Raw genomic sequence first — 18,158 nt, forward strand, 5'->3', positions numbered from 1 at the left:
GCAATGTCTCGACCGTCTAAGCACTTCCTGGATATCAAGGATCTCGACGGAGAGGGCCTGAGGGGCCTGCTCGCCACGAGCCGCGCCATGAAGACCAAGCGCGCCGGCCGCCCCCGCGGCGAGGCCGACGGCGAGCGCCTGCTCGACGGGCGCCTGCTCGCCATGATCTTCGAGAAGCCGTCGACGCGCACGCGCGTGTCCTTCGACGTCGCCATGCGCCAGCTCGGCGGCTCGACGCTGATCCTGGCGGCGGAGGACATGCAGCTCGGCCGTGGCGAGACGATCTCCGACACCGCGAAGGTGCTGTCGCGCTATGTCGACGCGATCATGATCCGCGCCAACAGCCACCGCAACCTGACGGAGCTGGCCGAGCATGCCACCGTGCCGGTCATCAACGGGCTGACCGACCTGTCCCATCCCTGCCAGGTGATGGCCGACCTGCTCACCGTGGAGGAGAAGAAGGGGCCGATCGAGGCGCAGACGGTGGCCTGGACCGGGGATGTGAGCAATGTCGCCAATTCGTGGATCCACGCCGCGGCCCGCCTCGGCTTCGAGCTCCGGCTCGCCTTCCCCGAGGAGCTCGCGCCCGATCCCAAGCTCGTCTCCTGGGCGCGCGAATGCAATGCGCGCATCCATCTCACGCACGACGCCCAGGAAGCGGTGTCGGGCGCCGACTGCGTGGTGACCGACACCTGGGTCTCCATGAGTGTCGACGAGCCGGGATCGCGCCACAATCTCCTGAAGCCCTATCAGGTGAACGAGGCGCTGATGGCCCGGGCCAAGGGCGACGCGATCTTCCTGCACTGCCTGCCCGCCCATCGCGGCGAGGAGGTGACGGCGGAGGTGATCGACGGCCCGCGCTCGGTGATCTTTGACGAGGCGGAGAACCGTCTCCATATACAGAAGGGTATTCTCGCCTGGTGCCTCGGCGGGCCGATGTAGTCGGCAAGGGGCCGGGCCGGACAATAGTCAAGCCGGGATTGGCCGATCTTATGAGTTCATCCTATGACCGTGACCGCCGTCTCCAGCTTCTGGGGATGGCAGACGATGCCGTGCTGCCCTTCGAGGTCAAGAGCCTCGGGGTGCGCGGGCGCGTGGTGCGCCTCGGCGATACCGTGGCGGACATCCTCGCGCGCCACAATTATCCGCCGTCCGTGTCGGCGCTGCTCGCGGAGGCGGTGACGCTCACCGCCATGCTCGGCTCCACCCTGAAGTTCGAAGGCAAGTTCATCCTCCAGGCCAACAGCGACGGGCCGGTGGACATGTTGGTGGCCGACTTCACCACGCCGGGGCAGATGCGCGGCTATGCCCATTTCGACCTGGACGCAGTGGAGGCGCTGGAGGACAGCGGCGAGGCCGATGCCTCCGCCCTGCTCGGCGAGGGCTATCTCGCCATGACCGTGGACCAGGGCGACCATATGGAGCGCTATCAGGGCGTCGTGCCACTCGACGGGGCGAGCCTGTCGGAAGCGGCGAACCTCTATTTCCAGCAGTCCGAGCAGCTGCCCACCGATGTGCGCCTCGCCGCCGGCCCGATCGTGACGTCCGGCGAGGCGGGCGGAGAGAACTGGCGCGCCGGCGGCATCATGATCCAGCACCTGCCCGACGACGGCGAGCCGAGCCCGATCGCGCTCAGCTCAGGCGACGTGCCGGAGGATTACGAGGACCTGATGGACGAGCAGGAAGAGGACGACCGCTGGGTGAGGGGCAGGCTGCTTCTCGCCACGGTGGAGGATCACGAGCTCCTCGACCCGACGCTCGAGCCCGAGCGCCTGCTCTACCGGCTGTTCCACGAGGACGGCGTCGTCGCCTATCCCTCCTCGGCCATCACGCGCCACTGCCTGTGCTCGCGCAGCCGCGTGGCCGACCTCCTGCGCAGCTTCCCGCAGGAGGACCTCGCCGACATGATCGAGGACGGCCGGATCACGGTCACCTGCGAGTTCTGCTCGACCGACTACGTCTTCGATCCCGGCGAGATCGTGCGCACGCATTAGGGTCCTGTCCGATCAGGCCGCAAGCGGCAGCCTCATCGCGCAGCGCGTTTTAGGGGCGAGCCCATGGGCCGCCTCGCGCTCGAGGATGGCGGCGAGACGCGCGTCGAGATCGCCATGTGCAAGCATCGCGAAGCCGAGCCGTGCATAGAACGGAGCGTTCCAGGGAACGTCGCGGAAGGTGGTCAGCGTGACGGTGGCCAGCGACTGCGCGCGGGCATAGGCGACGGCCTGCGCGATCAGGGCGCGTCCGCAGCCCTTCCCCTGTCGGTCATGGCGAACGGCGATCTCCCAGATATGGAGGTCGCGTCCGCAGACCTGTGCGCTGAGGAAACCGATAAGGCCGTCATGGTCGTCCTCCGCAACCCAGCATGTGCCCTCGTCGATGGCGCGGCGATGCTCGTCCGCGGACATGACGTCGTCATCGGCGATCCAGGAGAGCCCCGGCAGAGGGCGGAACGCCTCTCCGGCCGAGCGTTCTATCGCGGGCAAGGCGGCCGCATCGTCTTTCCTGGCACGGCGGGTCGTGATGCTCATGGGCCTGCGGGTGTCCGGTTTCGGGGGAGCGCATGCAATGAGTCCCTGTTCGCTCCAGCCGTTGTATTGCAGCGCTTACGAACCGGAAGACGCCCCTAATGCAGGCTGCGCTGCGTGTAGGGGCTGTCGAGGGCGAAGGCGGGAACGTCGACATTGAACATCTCGCCGGACCCGGTCTCCATCTGATAGGCGCCGACCATGATGCCGGAGGGCGTGGCGAGGGGCGCGCCGCTCGTATATTCGAAGCTGTCGCCGGGCTCGAGCACGGGCTGCTCGCCGACGACGCCCGCGCCATGCACCTCCTGGACGCGGCCGCGCTCGTCGGTGATCTGCCAGTAGCGCGTCCTGAGCTGGACGGTCTCCGAACCCAGATTCTCGATCACGATGGTGTAGGCCCACACGAAATAATCCTCCTCCGGCGAGGACTGATCCTCCAGGAAGGTGGGCGTGACGGTCACCCTGATGGACCGGGTCGTTCTGTCGTACATGTAAGGCCTCGGGAACGCGGAACTTGCCAACGTGCCGCGGCAGCATAGCGGCTGTCTCGGGATGCAGCCAGCCCCCGCCATCCGCATGATGGGACTTGCACAATCCGCCCATGCCCGCCAGAAGAGACGGCAGACAACCTTGCGGGCGGCAACCGGCACGGGAGAGACGGGACAGTGACGAACGCAACAGCATCGGGCAGACGCGGCATCCTGCCGGCCCACGAGATCAGGCGGCTGGCGGAGGACGGCGCGATCGTCGCGCAAACGCCCTTCGACGCCGACCAGATCCAGCCGGCGAGCCTCGACCTCAGGCTGGGATCGGTCGCCTATCGCATCCGGGCGAGCTTCCTGCCGGGGCCGGGCGCCACGGTGGCCGAGCGCGTGGAGACGCTGGCGCTCCACAGGATGGACCTGTCCGAGGGCGCGGTGCTGGAGACGGGCTGCGTCTATCTCGTGCCCTTGCAGGAGCGCCTGACGCTGCCGCAGGACCTTTCCGCGCTCGCCAATCCGAAGAGCTCCACCGGCCGGCTCGACGTCTTCACCCGCGTCATCGCGGATACCGCGCGCGCCTTCGACACGGTGCCGGAGGGCTATGAGGGCCCGCTCTATGCAGAGATCTCGCCGCGCACCTTCCCCGTGCTTGTGCGGCCGGGCTCGCGCCTTGTCCAGATCCGCTTCCGCCGCGGCGAGCCCGCCTATTCCGACGACACGATCGCGCGCCTCCACGAGCGCGAGGCGCTGGTCTCCACCGGCACCGCCGACATCGACAACGGGCTCGCGCTCTCCGTCGACCTCACCGGCACGCGGGAGGGCCGGCCCATCGGCTTCCGCGCCAAACGCCATTCCGCCCTGATCGACATCGACCGCAAGGCCGCCCTTGATGTGCTCGACTACTGGGAGCCGGTCTGGCCGCGCGGCGACTTCATCCTCGATCCGGACGAGTTCTATATCCTCGCCTCCAAGGAGGCTGTCCGGGTGCCGCCGACCCATGCCGCGGAGATGGTGCCCTTCAACCCGCTGGTGGGCGAGTTCCGCGTCCACTATGCGGGCTTTTTCGATCCGGGCTTCGGCCATGCCACCGGCTCCGGCGAGGGCAGCCGCGCGGTGCTGGAGGTGCGCAGCCACGAGGTGCCCTTCATCCTGGAGGACGGCCAGACCGTCGGCCGGCTGATCTACGAGGAGCTGACCGACGCGCCCGAGGAGGTCTACGGCGCCGGCATCGGCTCCCACTACCAGCGCCAGGGCCTCAAGCTGTCGAAGCACTTCCGCGACTACGAACCCTGAGGGCGCGGGGGGCCCTGAGGGCCCGTGCCGCTCAGATGCCGCGCGCGGTGCGCGCCCTGCGCGTGGAGGACAGCTTCATGCCCGGGGCTGCGAGGCGTTCTTCCGGCCCCGTCCAGGCATAGGCGAGAAGGCACGGCTCGTGCTCGCCCGTGGTGATGCGGTGCTCGTCGCCCGGGCGGTTGAGGATCAGCGAGCCCGGCGCGTAGACAGCCGCGTCGTTCTCCGACCACGCGCCGGCGACGGAGATGTAGCTTTCCTCGATCTCGGTGTGGCTGTGCTGGGGATAGGTCGTGCGCGGCGCGAAGAGGACGAGGCCGAGGATCAGCCGGTCCGCCCGGATCGGCCCCTGTGGGCCGAGGACCTCGCAATAGGCGTATTTGCGCTCCAGCGTCCTCGGGACGCGCTCGTAGCCATATTCCCAGGTCAGCCGGCCGGAGACGTGGCGGAGCGCGCGGGCGAGCCCCTGCAGGCTGCCCCGCTCGCCGAGGTCGAGGGCGCGGTCCAGATAGGCTGCGACCGGCTTGGTCGCCGGCGTGCGCGCGACGATCTCCGGGTTCGTCTCGATCACCGCCGACAGGGTCTCGCGCACGCGCTTGCGGTGGCTGCGGATGGCCCTGCTGCCGCCGGCCGAGCCGTAGCGGTAGAGCGTCTCGAACTCGCGCAGGAGATAGACCCATTCGGGGCACCCCATCAGGCGCTGCGCGGGCGGTTCCGGTGCGGCGCGGGACACGGGATCGGACATCGCCATCGGCTTCTCCACCGGTTCGGGCCGGATCGGGTGCGATCCATGCCGCGATGACGACCGATCATGCCAGAGGCGGTGGCCGAGATCACCCCGTTACAGCTCGCCCGTCCGCAATGTGAAGGCCGGGGCGGAGAGGGCGGCGGTGTCCCGGTTGGCGCGGGCGGTGGCCTCGCGCTCGGCGAGCACCGCCTTGAGCTCGTCGGCGAAGGCCTCCGCAAGCCGCGAGCCCGGCCCGTCGCGGCGGGTGAGATAGGAGGCGATCACGCGGGTCTGGGGCGCGAAGGGGCGCTGGCGGACCTCGTAGGTGCGGGTGAAGTCGGCGGTGAACTCGTCGACGATGGCGATGCCGATGCCGGCATTGGCGAGCACCGCGGCGGAATGGCAGTAGCGCACCTCGACCACGGGGGTGAACGGCACGCCCATCGTGTAGAAGCTCGCGCGCAGGAGCGCGCCGAGGCGCGATTCCGCATAGAGGCCGATGAGCGGATGGCCCACCGTGTCGGCGGGCGTGACCACCTCGCGCTCGCACAGGGGATGGCCGGGCGGCAGGAGGCACACCATGCCGCATTCGTGGATCGGCGTCATGGTCACCGCCGGGTGCTGCTCGAGCCCGAGCAGCAGGCCGATATCGGCCGCGCCGATCTCCACCGCCTCGATGACGGAATCGAGATAGCGGATATCGTAGGTCACCGAGACGCCCGGCCGGTCGGCGAGAAAGCGCTTGAGCGCGGCGGGGGCGACCGTGTTGGCGAGCGGCGGCGTGGCGATGATCCTGAGCGTGCCGGCGCTGGTGTCGCGCAGGTCGCGCACGCGCTTCTCGATGGAGCGCATCATCATGAAGACCGGCTCGACCTCGCTGTAGAGCGCGCGCGCCTCCTCCGTCGGCATGAGGCGGCGGTTCTCGCGCTCGAACAGCGTGAAGCCGAGCTGGGCCTCGAGCTGCTTGATGGTGGTGGAGACCGCCGGCTGCGAGACGCCGAGCTCATAGGCCGCGCCGACCATGGTCTGGCAGCGCATCACCGCGCCGAAGACCTCCAGATGGCGCAGGCTCAGATCGTTCTTGCGCTCGATCTTCATGGCGCGGCCGGCGTTCCGGCCAGGGCGTTCGCGCGGGCGAGCGCCACCGCGCCGACGGCCATGGCCACAGCGGCCTGCGTAGGGTCGATCACCGGCACGCCGAGCGCGGCCTCCAGCCCCGCCCGATGGCGCGCCATTCCCGCGCAGCCGAGGATGACCACATCCGCGCCATCCTCCTCGACCAGCGCGCCGCCGACCGCGACCAGCCGGTCGAAGGTGTCGGCCCCGCTCGCGGTCTCCGCGACCGTCATGTCGAGCGGGCGCTCGTTGGCCAGCCGGGCCTCGAGCCCCATCTGGCGCAGATAGCGCAGATGGCGCGGGATCGACCGGCCGGCGACCGCGACGACGCCAAACCGGTCGCCCCGCGAGAGCGCGGTCACCACGCCGCTTTCCTGGATGCCGAAGACGGGCTTCGCCGTCGCCTCGCGGCAGACATGGAGGCCGGGATCGGAATAACACGCGATGACGAAGGCATCCGTATCGGTGTGCGCCTCCACCAGCCTGGCGAGCGGAAGGGTGACGCTCTCCACGTCGCGCTGGCTCTCGATGCCGTAGGGGCCTTCCGTCAGCGTCATGCACGCGATGGCCGGGCCGCCGGCGATCCGCAGGGGCTTAAGCGCCTCGTCGAGGCCGGCCGTCACCGTCTCGTTGGAATTCGGGTTGATGACCAGAATGCGACCTGCCGTCATGACGCTTGCGCCTCCGTCAGACTATCTTCGCCCCGAAGGACTGCGCCGGGTCGAGCTCCGGGGGCGTGCGGCCGGAAAGGCCCGCCGGCTCGTGCGGCGCGCGCTTCAGGAACGTGCCCTGCCCAGCGTCCGCCAGGAGCTCGCCGCCCTCGACGATGACCCGGCCACGCGAGATCATCGTCACCGGCCATCCGGTCACCTCCAGGCCCTCGAAGGGCGTGTAGTCCATATTGTCATGAAGCCCGCCGGCGGTCACGGTGCGGGTCTCGTCGGGGTCCCAGATGGCGAGATCGGCATCCGCGCCGACGGCGATGGTGCCCTTCTGCGGATGAAGGCCGAACATCTTCGCCGCGTTCGTCGCGGTCAGCGAGACGAACTGGTTGAGCGAGATGCGGCCCGTGCGCACGCCTTCCGAAAACAGGAGCGGCGCGCGCATCTCGATGCCCGGCAGGCCGTTGGCCACCTGCTTGAAGGTGGGGTCCTTGGAATGGACGAGCTTGCCGGTCTCGTCATAGCGATAGGGCGCGTGGTCGGAGGAATAGAGCTGGAGCCCGCCGGTCTGGAGATAGCGCCAGAGCACGTCCTGCGTCTCGGTATCGCGCAAAGGGGGGCTGCAGCAGAACTTCGCGCCTTCCGCGCCGGGCCGGTCCATGTCCTCGCTCGTGAGGAAGAGATATTGCGGGCAGGTCTCGCCATAGATCTTCAGACCCTCGCGGCGGGCATCGGCAATGGCGCGCGCACCGCCCTCGGTGGAGACATGGACGATGAGCAGCGGCGCGTCGACGAAGCCCGCCAGCGCGATGCCGCGATTGATCGCCTCGACCTCCGCCGCGCGCGGATGGCTGACCGCGTGGTATTTCGGCGCCGAATAGTCCTTGTCCATGAGGCGCGCGCTCATCCACTTGATCAGCGCGTTGTTCTCCGCATGCACCATGGTGAGCGCGCCGTGCTCGCGCGCCACGGTCAGGATGTCGAGCATCTGCTCGTCCTCGACCTTCAGGAGGTCGTAGGTGAGGAACACCTTGAAGGAGGTGATGCCGCGCTCGAACGCCGCCGGCAACTCCTCCTTCAGCACCGCCTCCGTCGGGTCGGAGACGATCAGGTGATAGGAGTAGTCGATGACCGATTTCGGCGCGGCGCGGTCGTCGTAGGTTTTCAGCACGTCGGCGATGGTCTGGCCGCGGTGCTGGGCGGCGAAGGGGATGAAGGTGGTGTTGCCGCCGAAGGCCGCGGAGACGGAGCCTGTGTAGTAGTCGTCCGACGTCATGATGCCGGAGGCGGATTCCTGCGCGATGTGGCAGTGGGACTCGATGCCGCCGGGAAGCACCAGCTTGGCCGTGGCATCGATGGTGCGCGCCCCGCCCTCAAGCTCCTCCGCGATGGCGACGATGCGCCCGTCGCGGATGCCGATATCGGCACGGAACGTGTCGGTCGCCGTCGCCGCGAGGCCGTTGGCGATCACGAGATCGTAGTCGGACATTGCCTTCTCCGTTCGGTCGTGTGGCGGGGGCGGCCTGTGTCAGCCGCCGCCCAGTCGCTCGTCATCCCGGAAACCGATCGGCCTGGCACTGCAATTCTCTCCGCTCGTTCCCGCGAAGGCGGGAACCCAGGCTGGATGCCCGCCTTCGCGGGCATGAGCGGAGAGGGTGGCAACCTGATCGGAGCTCGCATCAGATCCCCTTGGTCGCCCCGCCGTCGCAGCGCACCAGCGTGCCGGTGACGTAGCTCGCCGGTCCGCTCACCAGGAAGGCGGCGGTGGCGGCGAACTCCTCCACCGTGCCGTAGCGGCCCATGGGGATGGTCGCGCGCGACGCGGCGCGGACATCCTCGATGGGCTTGTCCTGGCGCTTGGCCGCGGCCTCGTCGAGTTGGTCGACGCGCTCGGTGTGGATGCGGCCCGGAAGCAGCATGTTCACCGTGACATTGTCGGCGCCGACCTCGATGGAGAGGGTCTTGCTCCAGCCGACGAGCGCGGAGCGCAGCGTGTTCGACATGGCAAGCGTCGGGATCGGCTGGACGACGCCGGACGAGGCCACCGTCAGCACCCGGCCCCATTTGCGCTCGCGCATGCCCGGCAGGCACAGATTGGTGATCTCCATGACGCTCAGCACCATGGTCTCGAACTGGGCGCGCCACTGGTCGGGCGTGGGCTGGGTGGCGGTGCCGGGGGGCGGGCCGCCCGTATTGTTGACCAGGATGTCGATGCCGCCGAGCTTGTCCATGGCCGCGTCGTGGAGGTCCTTCGCCGCGTTCGGCGCGGAGAGGTCGCACACGACGTAGTCGGCGCGGCCGGGGCCCTTCTCCGTCATGGCCTTCGCGGCGGCGGCGAGCTTGGCCTCGCTGCGCCCGGAGATCACGACATGCGCGCCCTCCGCGGCGAGCGCCGCGGCGATGCCGCCGCCCAGCCCCTGGCTGGAGGCGAGCACGAGGGCGCGCTTGCCTGTCAGTTCAAGATCCATCGGTGAGCTCCCTTGACTTGCGCTCGACGCGGGCGATGAGCCGGTCGAGCTCCTTGTGGTCGTCCGGTGTGAGCGAGGGCCCGGGTGCCCGGGTTGCCGCACTCTCGATGATGCCGCGCCGGCGCAGGATCTCCTTGCGCACGGCGAGCCCGAAGCCCGGCTGCTGCTCGTGGCGCACCAGAGGCAGATAGGCGTCGAACAGATCCTCCGCCGCATCGCGCTCGCCGTCACGGTGCTTTCCCACCACGCCGACGAGCATTTCCGGATAGGCGAAGCCCGTCATCGCGCCATCGGCACCGCGGGCGAGCTCCTGCGGCAGGTAGAGGCCGCCATTGCCGACCAGGACCGACACGCGCCGCACGCCCTCTGCCTCCGCCTGCGCACGCACGCGGGTGAGCTTGTCGAGGCCGGGGCAGTCTTCGTGCTTGAGCATGACGAGCTGGGGGAAATCGCGCGTCAGACGGGTGAAGCAGCCGACCGAGATGTGGACACCCGTCGTCTGCGGATAATCCTGATAGCAGACGGGCGTGTCCTCGCCCAGCGCCTTGAAGACCTGCGCGTAATAGGCGTGGATCCGCTCCTCCGTCGAAAGCCCCGCCATGGGCGCGACCATGACGCCGGCGGCCCCGGCGTCCATCGCGGTTCCGGCAAGCCGCGCCATGTTGTCGAGGCCGGCGCCCGAGACACCGACGACCACGGGATGGGTGTCGCGAACGCGGGCGACAACGCGTTTCATGAAGGCCACCGCCTCGTCGGCGGAGAGCTTCGGCGCCTCGCCCATCATGCCGAGGATCGTGATGCCGTCGACGCCCGTCTCCACATAGAAGTCGGTGAGCCGGTCCGCGCTGTCGAGGTCGAGCGCGCCATTATCGCCGAAGGGCGTCGCGGAGATGATGTAGACGCCTTTCGCATCCTCGCTCAGGCGATGTGCGGCCATGGGGTCCCCCTTCTCTGTCAGCCGGTCCCGGCCGGCTCGGGCACGTCGAGTGTGAAGACGTCGTGCGTGCGGATATATCGGTTGGCATAGAGGCGCCCGACCGGGGCATAGGCCGCCCAGTCGAGGCGCAGCGTGTCGGGGTCGATCAGCCCGTCCCTGGCATGCATGGCGAGGATCTCGCCGACCACCAGATGGCGCCGCGCGGAGAACTCCAGCGTCACATGGCGCCGGCATTCGAAGCTCACCGGCGCCTCGGCGATGCGCGGGGCATCGATCTCGACGGCCTGTGCCGCGGTGAGCCCGGAAGCCTCGATCTCGTCCACCTCGCCCGGCCAGTCGGCGGCGCACACGCTCATCGCCTCCGCGAGGGCCTCGTCCACCAGATTGACCGCGAACTCGCCCGTCCTGAGAATGTTCTCCGTCGTGTGCTTGAGCCCGCCGTCGCGCCGGCCCTCGAGACCCAGGACGAGGAGCGGCGGGTCCTCGGAGAACACGTTGAAGAAGGAGAAGGGCGCGGCATTGCCGTGGCCGCCGGCGGAGCGCGTTGAGACGAAGGCGATCGGCCGGGGCACGACCGTCGCCGTCATCAGCTTGTAGCGCTCGCGGGGGCGCAGCGCGCGGAAATCGAGGAACATCGGCGGCGTCCCTATTCCTTCGGGCGCACAATGCCCGTCTGGCCGGTGATCGGGCCGTAATGCTCGATCCGGCGATGACGCGCGAAGTCGAAGATTGTCTCCTTGCCGAAGTTGCAGGCGTCGAGGTCGCAAGGATGCACGATCAGCTCGTCGTCCTCCGTCTTCGCCTCCGCGACCACCTCGCCGTCCGGATTGACGATGAGGCTGCCGCCGATGAGCGGATGGCCGTCCTCCACGCCGGCCTTGGCGACGGCGACGACCCATGTGGAGTTCTGGTAGGCGCCGGCCTGCACGACGAGGCGGTTGTGGAACAGCCGCTTCTCCGGGCCCTCGTCGCCCTTCTGGGAATTCACCGACGGGGTGTTGTAGCCGAGCATGACGAGCTCCACGCCCTGCAGCCCCATGACGCGATAGGTCTCCGGCCAGCGCCGGTCGTTGCACACGCACATGCCCATGATGCCGCCGAGCGCGCGCCAGACCGGGAAGCCCAGGTCGCCCGGCTCGAAATAGCGCTTCTCCAGATGCTGGAAGCTGCGCTCGGGATCGAACTCGTCATGGCCGGGCAGGTGCACCTTGCGGTACTTGCCGACAATCGCGCCGGTCTTGTCGGTGAGGATCTGGGTGTTGAAATGATGGCCGTCGGGGGTGAGCTCGGCATAGCCGAGCGACATGGCCATGCCGTAGTCGCGCGCGCGCTTGAACAGCGGCGCGGTCGCCTCGTTCGGCATTTCGCGCTCGAACCAGCTGTCGACTTCCCGCTGATCCTCCATGTACCAGCGCGGGAAGAAGGTGGTGAGCGTGAGCTCCGGATAGACCACCAGATCGCAGCCCGCCTCGTGCGCCCGGTCCATGAGCGCGATCATGCGCTCCACCACCGCCTCGCGCGTATCACTCTTCTGTATCGGCCCCATCTGGGCGCCGCCCACCACGACTTCACGCATCTGTCTGAAACTCCACAGTCGATATCGGGAAAACCCTCTTGTCCGTCAGTGCCCCATGCGGTGCTCCAGCCGGCTCAGGAGCCGGACCACGGGCCACAGCATGAGAAGGTAGATCCCCGCCGCCATGACGATGGGCGAGGTGTTGTAGGTGACCGAGCGCGCCATGTCGGCGGAGTAGAGCAGCTCCGGCAGCGCCACGACGCTGGCCAGCGATGTGAGCTTCACGATCTCGACCGTGTTGGAGACGAGGTCGGGCAGCACGTTGCGGATCGCCTGGGGTAGCACGACATAGGCCATGGTCTGGAACGCGTTGAGGCCCGTCGAGCGCGCCGCCTCCGCCTGGCCTGCCCCGATGCTCTCGATGCCGGCGCGGTAGATCTCGCCGTAATAGGCGGAATTGTTGAGGAGGAAGGCGATGGACACCGCGGCGAGCGGGGAGAGCTGGAGGCCAGCGAAGGGCAGCCCCGCATAGACGAAGATCAGGAGCACGAGCGGCGGCACGGCGCGGAACAGGTCCACGAAGCCGATCACCGCCCAGCGCACAGGCTTTGAGCGCACCGTGCCGAGGAGCGCCACCGCGAGGCCGCCGACAAGGCCGAGCGGGATGACGATGACGCACAGCAGGAGCGTCATGAGCAGCCCGCGCCAGATGATCGGCCAGGCGTCGATCATGATCTGGAGATTGAAGAACTGGTCGAGGACGGCGTCCATCAGGCCTTCCTCCAGCTATAGCGGGTCTCCAGCCAGCGTCCGAGCACGACCACCGGCACGAACAGCGCGATATAGGCGATGGCGCCGGCCATGAGCGGCGAGGCGTTGCCGACGAAGGATTGCGCCGTGGTCGCCTGGTTGAGGATCTCGCCGACGCCGACCACCGTGCCGAGCGCGGTGTTCTTGGTGATGGCGATGGTGCGGTTGGTGAGCGGCGGCAGGGTGAGCCTTACCGCCTGCGGCAGGACGACATAGACGAGCGTCTGCAGGAAGCCGAGGCCCGTGGAACGCGCAGCCTCCCACTGGCCCTGCCGCACAGACAGGATGCCCGCCCAGAAGATCTCCTCCGCGAAGGCCGCCAGGACGAGGGTGAGTACGAGCCACACCACGGTGAAGCCCGACAGGCCGATGCCGACATTGGGCAGGCCGAAATAGGCCAGCAGGATCAGGACCAGCGGCGGCAGGGCCCTCAGCGCGTCCACATAGACGACGATGGCCGCATTGACGGCGCGGATACGGAAGGTCCGCGCGACCGCGAGCACGAGGCCGAGGGCGAGGCCGGAGACCACGATCGAGACCATGAGCTGGCAGGTGATCACGAAGCCCTGGCCGAGCGCGGGCAGGAAATCGCGGATGATCTCCCAGTCGAAGAAGGTGGCGAGGAAGCGGTCGAACTGGCTCATGGGACGCGGGGTCAGTGATGCACCTGGGACATGAAGGCCCGGGCGCGTTCGCTCTTGGGGTTGGCGAAGACCTCTTCCGGATTGCCCTGCTCGACGATCCGGCCCTCGTCCATGAACACCACGCGGTCGGCGGCCTGGCGGGCGAACCGCATTTCGTGGCTGACGACCAGCATGGTCATTCCGGCATCCTTCATGTCCTTCATGACGGCGAGCACGTCGCCCACGAGCTCCGGGTCGAGCGCGGAGGTCGGCTCGTCGAACAGCATGATGCGCGGCTCCAGCGCGAGCGCCCGGGCAATGGCGACGCGCTGCTGCTGGCCGCCGGAGAGCTGGCTTGGATAGTTCTCGGCCTTGTCCTTCAGCCCGACCCGGTCGAGCGCCTGAAGGGCGATCTCGTCGGCCTCGGCCCGCGACTTGCCCACGACCTTGCGCAGCGCGAGCGTCACATTGCCGAGGGCTGTGAGGTGGGGATAGAGGTTGAAGGCCTGGAACACCATGCCGATGCGGCGGCGCAGCGCGTTGAGGTCGGCCCCGCGCGCGGTGATCTCGTCGCCATTGACGAAGATGCGGCCGTCGCTCGGCTCCTCCAGCCTGTTGCAGCAGCGAAGCAGCGTGCTCTTGCCGGAGCCCGACGGGCCGATGATGAAGACGAGCTCGCATTCCGCGACCGCAAGGTCCACGCCCTTGAGCACCTCGAAGGTGCCGAAATGCTTGTGCACGCCCTGAATGTCGAGAAGGTGGGGTGTCTGTGCCACGGATCGGGGACCTTGTCTCTGGGGACCGGCAATCGTGCCCATGAACGGACTCCGATCGCCCTGAAGCGGATATGTGCGACCGCGATCGGAGTCCATGCCGTCTTCCCGGCTTCGATTAGGCCTAGCCGCAGTCCGGCACGTGCGGGGTCGGGTCGTAGCCCTCCACGCCCGGCACGCCATAGCCGAAGAAGACGGTCCGTGCGGCGGAATCGCCGGCCGGCGTCACGCCGAACCATTTCTCCGACATCTCGCTCAGCGTGCCGTCGAGCTTCATGCACTCCACGACTTCCTCGACCTTGTTGCGCATCTCCTCGTCGTCCTTGCGGAACGGCATGGAGAAGACGCGGCCGGTGGAGTGCAGGAAGGAGAGCTTGACCTGCGGGTTCTTCTTCGCGGCCCACGCCATCACCGTGTTGCCGGCGACGGCGGCGTCCGCGCGGCCGGCGAGCACGGCCTGCACCGCATCGGTGTTGGTACCGTAGGATTCGACCGTCCAGCCGACCTCGCCGGCAAGGTCGCGCGCCCAGCGGTCATAGGCCGAGCCCTTGTTGACGGCGATGGTCTTGCCCTCGAAATCCTCCAGCGCGTCGATATCTGCGGCATCCGCTTTCACGACGAACTGGAAATCGGTATTGAGATACCCTTCCACGAAGAGCAGGTTCTTCGCGCGCTCCGCGGTGACGGTGGTCGGCGCGACGATGAAGTCGTAGGTGCCGGCCTGGAGTCCCGGCAGGAGTCCGGAGAACTGGGTCGCGGTGATCTCGATCTCGCGGCCGAGCCGGCGTGCGATCTCGTTGGCGAGGTCGACATTGAAGCCCTCGACGCCCCCGCCGAGCGTCGGCATGGCGTGCGGTGCGAAGGTGCCGTCCAGCCCGGTCTTGAGCGGGCCCTCCTGGGCCGAAGCCGGGTGAACGGCAATAATGGCGACGCCGATCAGCGCCGCGAGAGCAGTACCCCTCATGATGATGACACCTCCCCTGGGTCCTGGCGGTCATGGACGAAACGGTCCGCAAGACCGGGAAACGGTGTGGCCCCCACCAGCCGCCTGTCACCCTGCGATTGCGGATGACGTAACGCTAGCCAATGCCGGAGTGCCAAATCAATTAGTCAGCTTATTTTTATTCTTACTGATCTATAATTGAATCTTATACATCAGGCCGGAGGTGTCAGGACGATCCGCCGGACATGCGCCGTTCCCCGCGCCGGCCGGGCCGCAGCTCGGCGACACGGTCGGGGATGACGACGTGGAACACCGCGCCCGACGGGCTGTCGACGAGCCGCAGCTCGCCGCCATGGGCGCGCGCGAGCTCGCCGGAGATGGCAAGGCCGAGCCCCGCGCTGCCGGGCTTGGTGCCGGCCTGGAAGGCCTCGAACAGATGGGCGCGCGCCTTGGCCGGCACGCCGGGGCCGTTGTCGGCGACCTCCATGGTGGCGCCGGTCCTGTCGCGCCAGGCGCGCACGCGCACGCGCCCGTCTTCTGCGAGGCGCCCCGCATCGGCGGTCTGCTCCAGCGCCTGCACCGCATTACGGGTCAGGTTGAGCAGGATGCGGTGGAGATGGTCGCGGTCGGCGTCGATCTCCAGATCGGGCGGCACCTCGTTATAGAGCACCACGCGGCTGGAGGCCTGCGGCGCGATCGCCTCCACCACCTCCTCCACGAGGCCGTGGAGCGCGAAGCGTTCGCGGCGCGGCGGGGCCTCCTTGACGCGGCCATATTTGAGGGTCTGCGCGCAGAACGAGATCGCCCGGTCGAGCGAGGCGATGAGCTTCGGCGCGAATTTCTGCACCGTCGGGTCGTTCACCTGGCCGAGCCGGTCGGAGATGAGCTGCGCGCTCGCCAGCATGTTGCGCAGATCGTGGCTGATCTTGCTGACCGCGAGGCCGAGGGCGGCGAGCCGGCTCTTCTGCTGGAGCATGCCGGTCAGCTCGCTCTGCATGCGGTTCAGCTCGCGCGACATCACGCCGATCTCGTCCTGCCGGTTCGACGGCGCGACGATGCGGCTGGTATCCTCCGGGTCGCCGCTGAAATGCAGCATGGCGCGCGTCATCCGCCTCAGCGGGCGCACCAGAAGCCAGTTGAGGGCGAGGAACACGAAGGCCGCCACGATCAGCGACAGCACGATGGACAGGGTGAGGATGTTGATCGAGTAGCGCAGCATGGCTGCGCGCAGCGGCGTCTCGTCGATCACGATCTCGAGGAAGTTGCCGGAGTCCTGCGGCGGCGCGCCGACCACGCGCACGATCCGCCCGTCGCCGGCGAGCAGCGTATCGAAGGCGTCGTAGATCGCCGACATCCACATGAAGTCGCGCAGATCGGTATGCCGGTCGACCTCCAGCGGCTGATCGGCCTTCAGCACGAGCTGGCGGGTATCGCCGCGCTTGAGCGCCACAGCCTTCGCGCCCGCGCTGCGCAGCAGCTCCCGGCGCAGCTCTTCCGAGACCATGTTGTCGGGTGCGGCCTCCAGCACGAGCGTGGCGATCTGCGCCGCCGCGATCCGGTCATTCAGCCAGGTGATGCGGAAATTGGCGATGGAGGGCACATAGATCAGCACCTCGCCGATCATCACGAACAGCACGGTGAGCGCCAGGAGCTTGCCGGACAGGCCGCGCAGCAGGCGCGGGCGCGTGGGCTCGTCCGCCTCCGGCGCGGCAGGCGCCGTGCGCTCCTCGATCCTGTCGTCTCGCTCGTCCGCTGCCACGCTCTTCGGGCTCTCCGTACGGTTCGGGGCGGTTCGCTCCGGCGAGCGCCGGATCCGTCAGCCGAGCTTAGCGAGCCAGCGCACGAGCCGGCGAATCCATGGGCGCTCCGGCAATCCCGTATAATAGACGTAAGCGGCGCGTTTGTTGACTTCCCCGAGCGTGGGATAGGGCAGGACCGTCTCGATCATCGCCTTGACGGTGAGTTTCGACGATATGGCAAGCGCCCAGGGCTGGATGAGCTCGCCGGCCTCCGGCCCCACAATATCGGCGCCGAGCACCCGGCCGCGGCGCGAGGCGATGACCTTCACGAAACCCTCCGTGCGGCCTTCCGCCTGGGCGCGGTCGTTCTCCGCGAAGGGCCAGCGCAGGACATGGACCTCGCCATGGCGCTCGCGCGCCTCCGCCTCGCCGAGGCCCACATGGGCGAGCTCGGGATCGGTGTAGGTGACCCACGGAATGGCGGACATATCGGCCCTGACGGGCAGGTGGAACAGCGCGTTCCGCACGACGAGGCCCGCATGGTAGTTGCCGACATGGGTGAACTGCAGGCCGCCCGTCACGTCGCCGATGGCGTAGATGCGCCGGTTGGCGGTGCGCAGCGACCGGTCGACCGTGATGCCGGCCTTCGTGCTGGCGACGCCCGCCGCCTCCAGATCGAGGCCGCCCGTCTGCGGCCGCCGGCCCGCGGCGACGAGGAGATGGCTGCCGGTCACGATGCGCTCCTCGCCATCGTCGAGGGAAACCGTGGCGCGCACGGTCCCGCCCTCCGAGGAGATGGCCGTCACCGCCGCGCCCGACAGGATCTCCACGCCCTCGCGCCGAAGGGCGTCGAGCACGACGGCGGCGGCCTCCTCGTCGTCCTTGGCGAGCGGCGTCAGCGCCTCCAGCACCGTGACGCGGGCGCCCAGCCGGCGATGGGCCTGGGCGAGCTCCATGCCGATCGGGCCGCCGCCGATCACGACCAGATGGTCGGGCCGCTCGGCGAGATCGAAGATCGTCTCGTTGGTGAGGTAATCGACCCCGTCGAGCCCCGGAATGGGCGGCACGGCGGGGGTCGAGCCGGTGGCGATCACGAAGCGGCGCGCCTGAACCCGGTGCCCGCCGGCCTCCAGGGTCGCCGCGTCGAGGAACCGGGCCGGTGCGCGGATCACCTCCACGCCCATGGCCGCGAAGCGCTCCTCGGAGTCGTTTGGGGCGATGGCGGTGATGGTGCGCCGGACATGGTCGCGAACCGCCGCGAAGTCGATTTCGGGCTCGACGGGGGCGATGCCGAAGGGCGCGCCGGAGCGCATGGCCTGGGCGTGCTTGGCCGCGGCCAGCAGCGCCTTGGAGGGCACGCAGCCGAAATTGAGGCAGTCGCCGCCCATGGCGCCCTTCTCGATCAGCGCCACGCGAACGCCGAACTGGACGGCGGCGGCGGCCACCGACAGGCCGGCGGAGCCCGCCCCGATGATGCAGAGATCGTAATGCTCGGCCTTGGTCATGGGATGCAATGTCCTGATGGGGCGATGCGGTCGGGAAGGCGG

19 protein-coding genes are annotated in these 18,158 nt (G+C 68.5%); 3 read left to right on the forward strand and 16 right to left on the reverse strand.

Going from position 1 to position 18,158, the window contains the following annotated elements:
- Window positions 1–3 precede the first annotated feature (3 nt).
- Both argF and HW532_RS13300 read left to right on the forward strand, forming a co-directional pair.
- On the forward strand, window positions 4–942 hold the full coding sequence (gene argF / locus HW532_RS13295) for an ornithine carbamoyltransferase (protein ID WP_213160939.1): 939 nt from the start codon (window positions 4–6) through the stop codon (window positions 940–942).
- 50 nt (window positions 943–992) lie between these two features.
- Window positions 993–1,994, forward strand: coding sequence for an Hsp33 family molecular chaperone (locus HW532_RS13300; protein WP_213160940.1), 1,002 nt, complete (start codon window positions 993–995; stop codon window positions 1,992–1,994).
- A gap of 12 nt (window positions 1,995–2,006) precedes the next feature.
- On the opposite strand, the gene HW532_RS13305 is transcribed toward HW532_RS13300, so the two are convergent.
- Together HW532_RS13305 and apaG are read right to left on the reverse strand one after the other, a co-directional pair.
- On the reverse strand, window positions 2,007–2,528 hold the full coding sequence (locus HW532_RS13305; protein WP_213160941.1) for a GNAT family N-acetyltransferase: 522 nt from the start codon (window positions 2,526–2,528) through the stop codon (window positions 2,007–2,009).
- A 95-nt stretch (window positions 2,529–2,623) separates the two neighbouring features.
- A complete protein-coding gene (apaG, locus tag HW532_RS13310) occupies window positions 2,624–3,016 on the reverse strand; it encodes a Co2+/Mg2+ efflux protein ApaG (RefSeq protein WP_213160942.1) in 393 nt (130 codons plus the stop codon).
- A gap of 174 nt (window positions 3,017–3,190) precedes the next feature.
- Here apaG and HW532_RS13315 point away from each other — a divergent pair, with 174 nt between their 5' ends.
- Entirely contained in the window at window positions 3,191–4,300 is a 1,110-nt protein-coding gene (locus HW532_RS13315) for a 2'-deoxycytidine 5'-triphosphate deaminase (RefSeq protein ID WP_213160943.1), read from the forward strand.
- A 31-nt stretch (window positions 4,301–4,331) separates the two neighbouring features.
- On the opposite strand, the gene HW532_RS13320 is transcribed toward HW532_RS13315, so the two are convergent.
- The 14 genes from HW532_RS13320 to HW532_RS13385 form a co-directional block, all read right to left on the reverse strand.
- Window positions 4,332–5,048, reverse strand: coding sequence for a dimethylsulfonioproprionate lyase family protein (locus tag HW532_RS13320; protein WP_246478960.1), 717 nt, complete (start codon window positions 5,046–5,048; stop codon window positions 4,332–4,334).
- Window positions 5,049–5,138: 90 nt separating this feature from the next.
- Window positions 5,139–6,122 (reverse strand): LysR family transcriptional regulator, encoded by a 984-nt coding sequence (locus tag HW532_RS13325; RefSeq protein ID WP_213160944.1) that lies wholly within the window; start codon window positions 6,120–6,122, stop codon window positions 5,139–5,141.
- On the reverse strand, window positions 6,119–6,811 hold the full coding sequence (locus tag HW532_RS13330) for an aspartate/glutamate racemase family protein (RefSeq protein WP_213160945.1): 693 nt from the start codon (window positions 6,809–6,811) through the stop codon (window positions 6,119–6,121). Before HW532_RS13330 ends, HW532_RS13325 begins: the two co-directional genes overlap by 4 nt.
- Window positions 6,812–6,827: 16 nt before the next feature.
- Window positions 6,828–8,291: a dihydropyrimidinase gene (gene hydA / locus HW532_RS13335; protein WP_213160946.1), complete on the reverse strand. Its 1,464-nt coding sequence runs from the start codon at window positions 8,289–8,291 to the stop codon at window positions 6,828–6,830.
- Between the two features lie 190 nt (window positions 8,292–8,481).
- A complete protein-coding gene (locus tag HW532_RS13340) occupies window positions 8,482–9,270 on the reverse strand; it encodes an SDR family oxidoreductase (protein ID WP_213160947.1) in 789 nt (262 codons plus the stop codon).
- Window positions 9,260–10,207 carry a dihydrodipicolinate synthase family protein gene (locus HW532_RS13345; protein ID WP_213160948.1) on the reverse strand — a complete coding sequence of 316 codons (948 nt, stop codon included), beginning with the start codon at window positions 10,205–10,207 and terminating at the stop codon, window positions 9,260–9,262. Before HW532_RS13345 ends, HW532_RS13340 begins: the two co-directional genes overlap by 11 nt.
- A 17-nt stretch (window positions 10,208–10,224) precedes the next feature.
- A complete protein-coding gene (locus tag HW532_RS13350; RefSeq protein ID WP_213160949.1) occupies window positions 10,225–10,842 on the reverse strand; it encodes a flavin reductase family protein in 618 nt (205 codons plus the stop codon).
- A gap of 11 nt (window positions 10,843–10,853) precedes the next feature.
- Entirely contained in the window at window positions 10,854–11,783 is a 930-nt protein-coding gene (locus tag HW532_RS13355; RefSeq protein WP_213160950.1) for an N-carbamoyl-D-amino-acid hydrolase, read from the reverse strand.
- A 45-nt stretch (window positions 11,784–11,828) separates the two neighbouring features.
- Window positions 11,829–12,494, reverse strand: coding sequence for an amino acid ABC transporter permease (locus HW532_RS13360; RefSeq protein ID WP_213160951.1), 666 nt, complete (start codon window positions 12,492–12,494; stop codon window positions 11,829–11,831).
- Window positions 12,494–13,177 carry an amino acid ABC transporter permease gene (locus HW532_RS13365; protein ID WP_213160952.1) on the reverse strand — a complete coding sequence of 228 codons (684 nt, stop codon included), beginning with the start codon at window positions 13,175–13,177 and terminating at the stop codon, window positions 12,494–12,496. Before HW532_RS13365 ends, HW532_RS13360 begins: the two co-directional genes overlap by 1 nt.
- An 11-nt stretch (window positions 13,178–13,188) precedes the next feature.
- Window positions 13,189–13,974, reverse strand: coding sequence for an amino acid ABC transporter ATP-binding protein (locus HW532_RS13370; RefSeq protein WP_213160953.1), 786 nt, complete (start codon window positions 13,972–13,974; stop codon window positions 13,189–13,191).
- A gap of 79 nt (window positions 13,975–14,053) precedes the next feature.
- Window positions 14,054–14,893: a transporter substrate-binding domain-containing protein gene (locus HW532_RS13375; RefSeq protein ID WP_213160954.1), complete on the reverse strand. Its 840-nt coding sequence runs from the start codon at window positions 14,891–14,893 to the stop codon at window positions 14,054–14,056.
- A 205-nt stretch (window positions 14,894–15,098) separates the two neighbouring features.
- Window positions 15,099–16,631, reverse strand: coding sequence for a sensor histidine kinase (locus tag HW532_RS13380; RefSeq protein ID WP_246478964.1), 1,533 nt, complete (start codon window positions 16,629–16,631; stop codon window positions 15,099–15,101).
- 57 nt (window positions 16,632–16,688) lie between these two features.
- Complete coding sequence (locus HW532_RS13385) at window positions 16,689–18,116, reverse strand: dihydrolipoyl dehydrogenase family protein (protein WP_213160955.1); 1,428 nt, start codon at window positions 18,114–18,116, stop codon at window positions 16,689–16,691.
- Between the last annotated feature and the right edge of the window lie 42 nt (window positions 18,117–18,158).

The organism is Kaustia mangrovi, from assembly GCF_015482775.1.
GTDB lineage: Bacteria > Pseudomonadota > Alphaproteobacteria > Rhizobiales > Im1 > Kaustia > Kaustia mangrovi.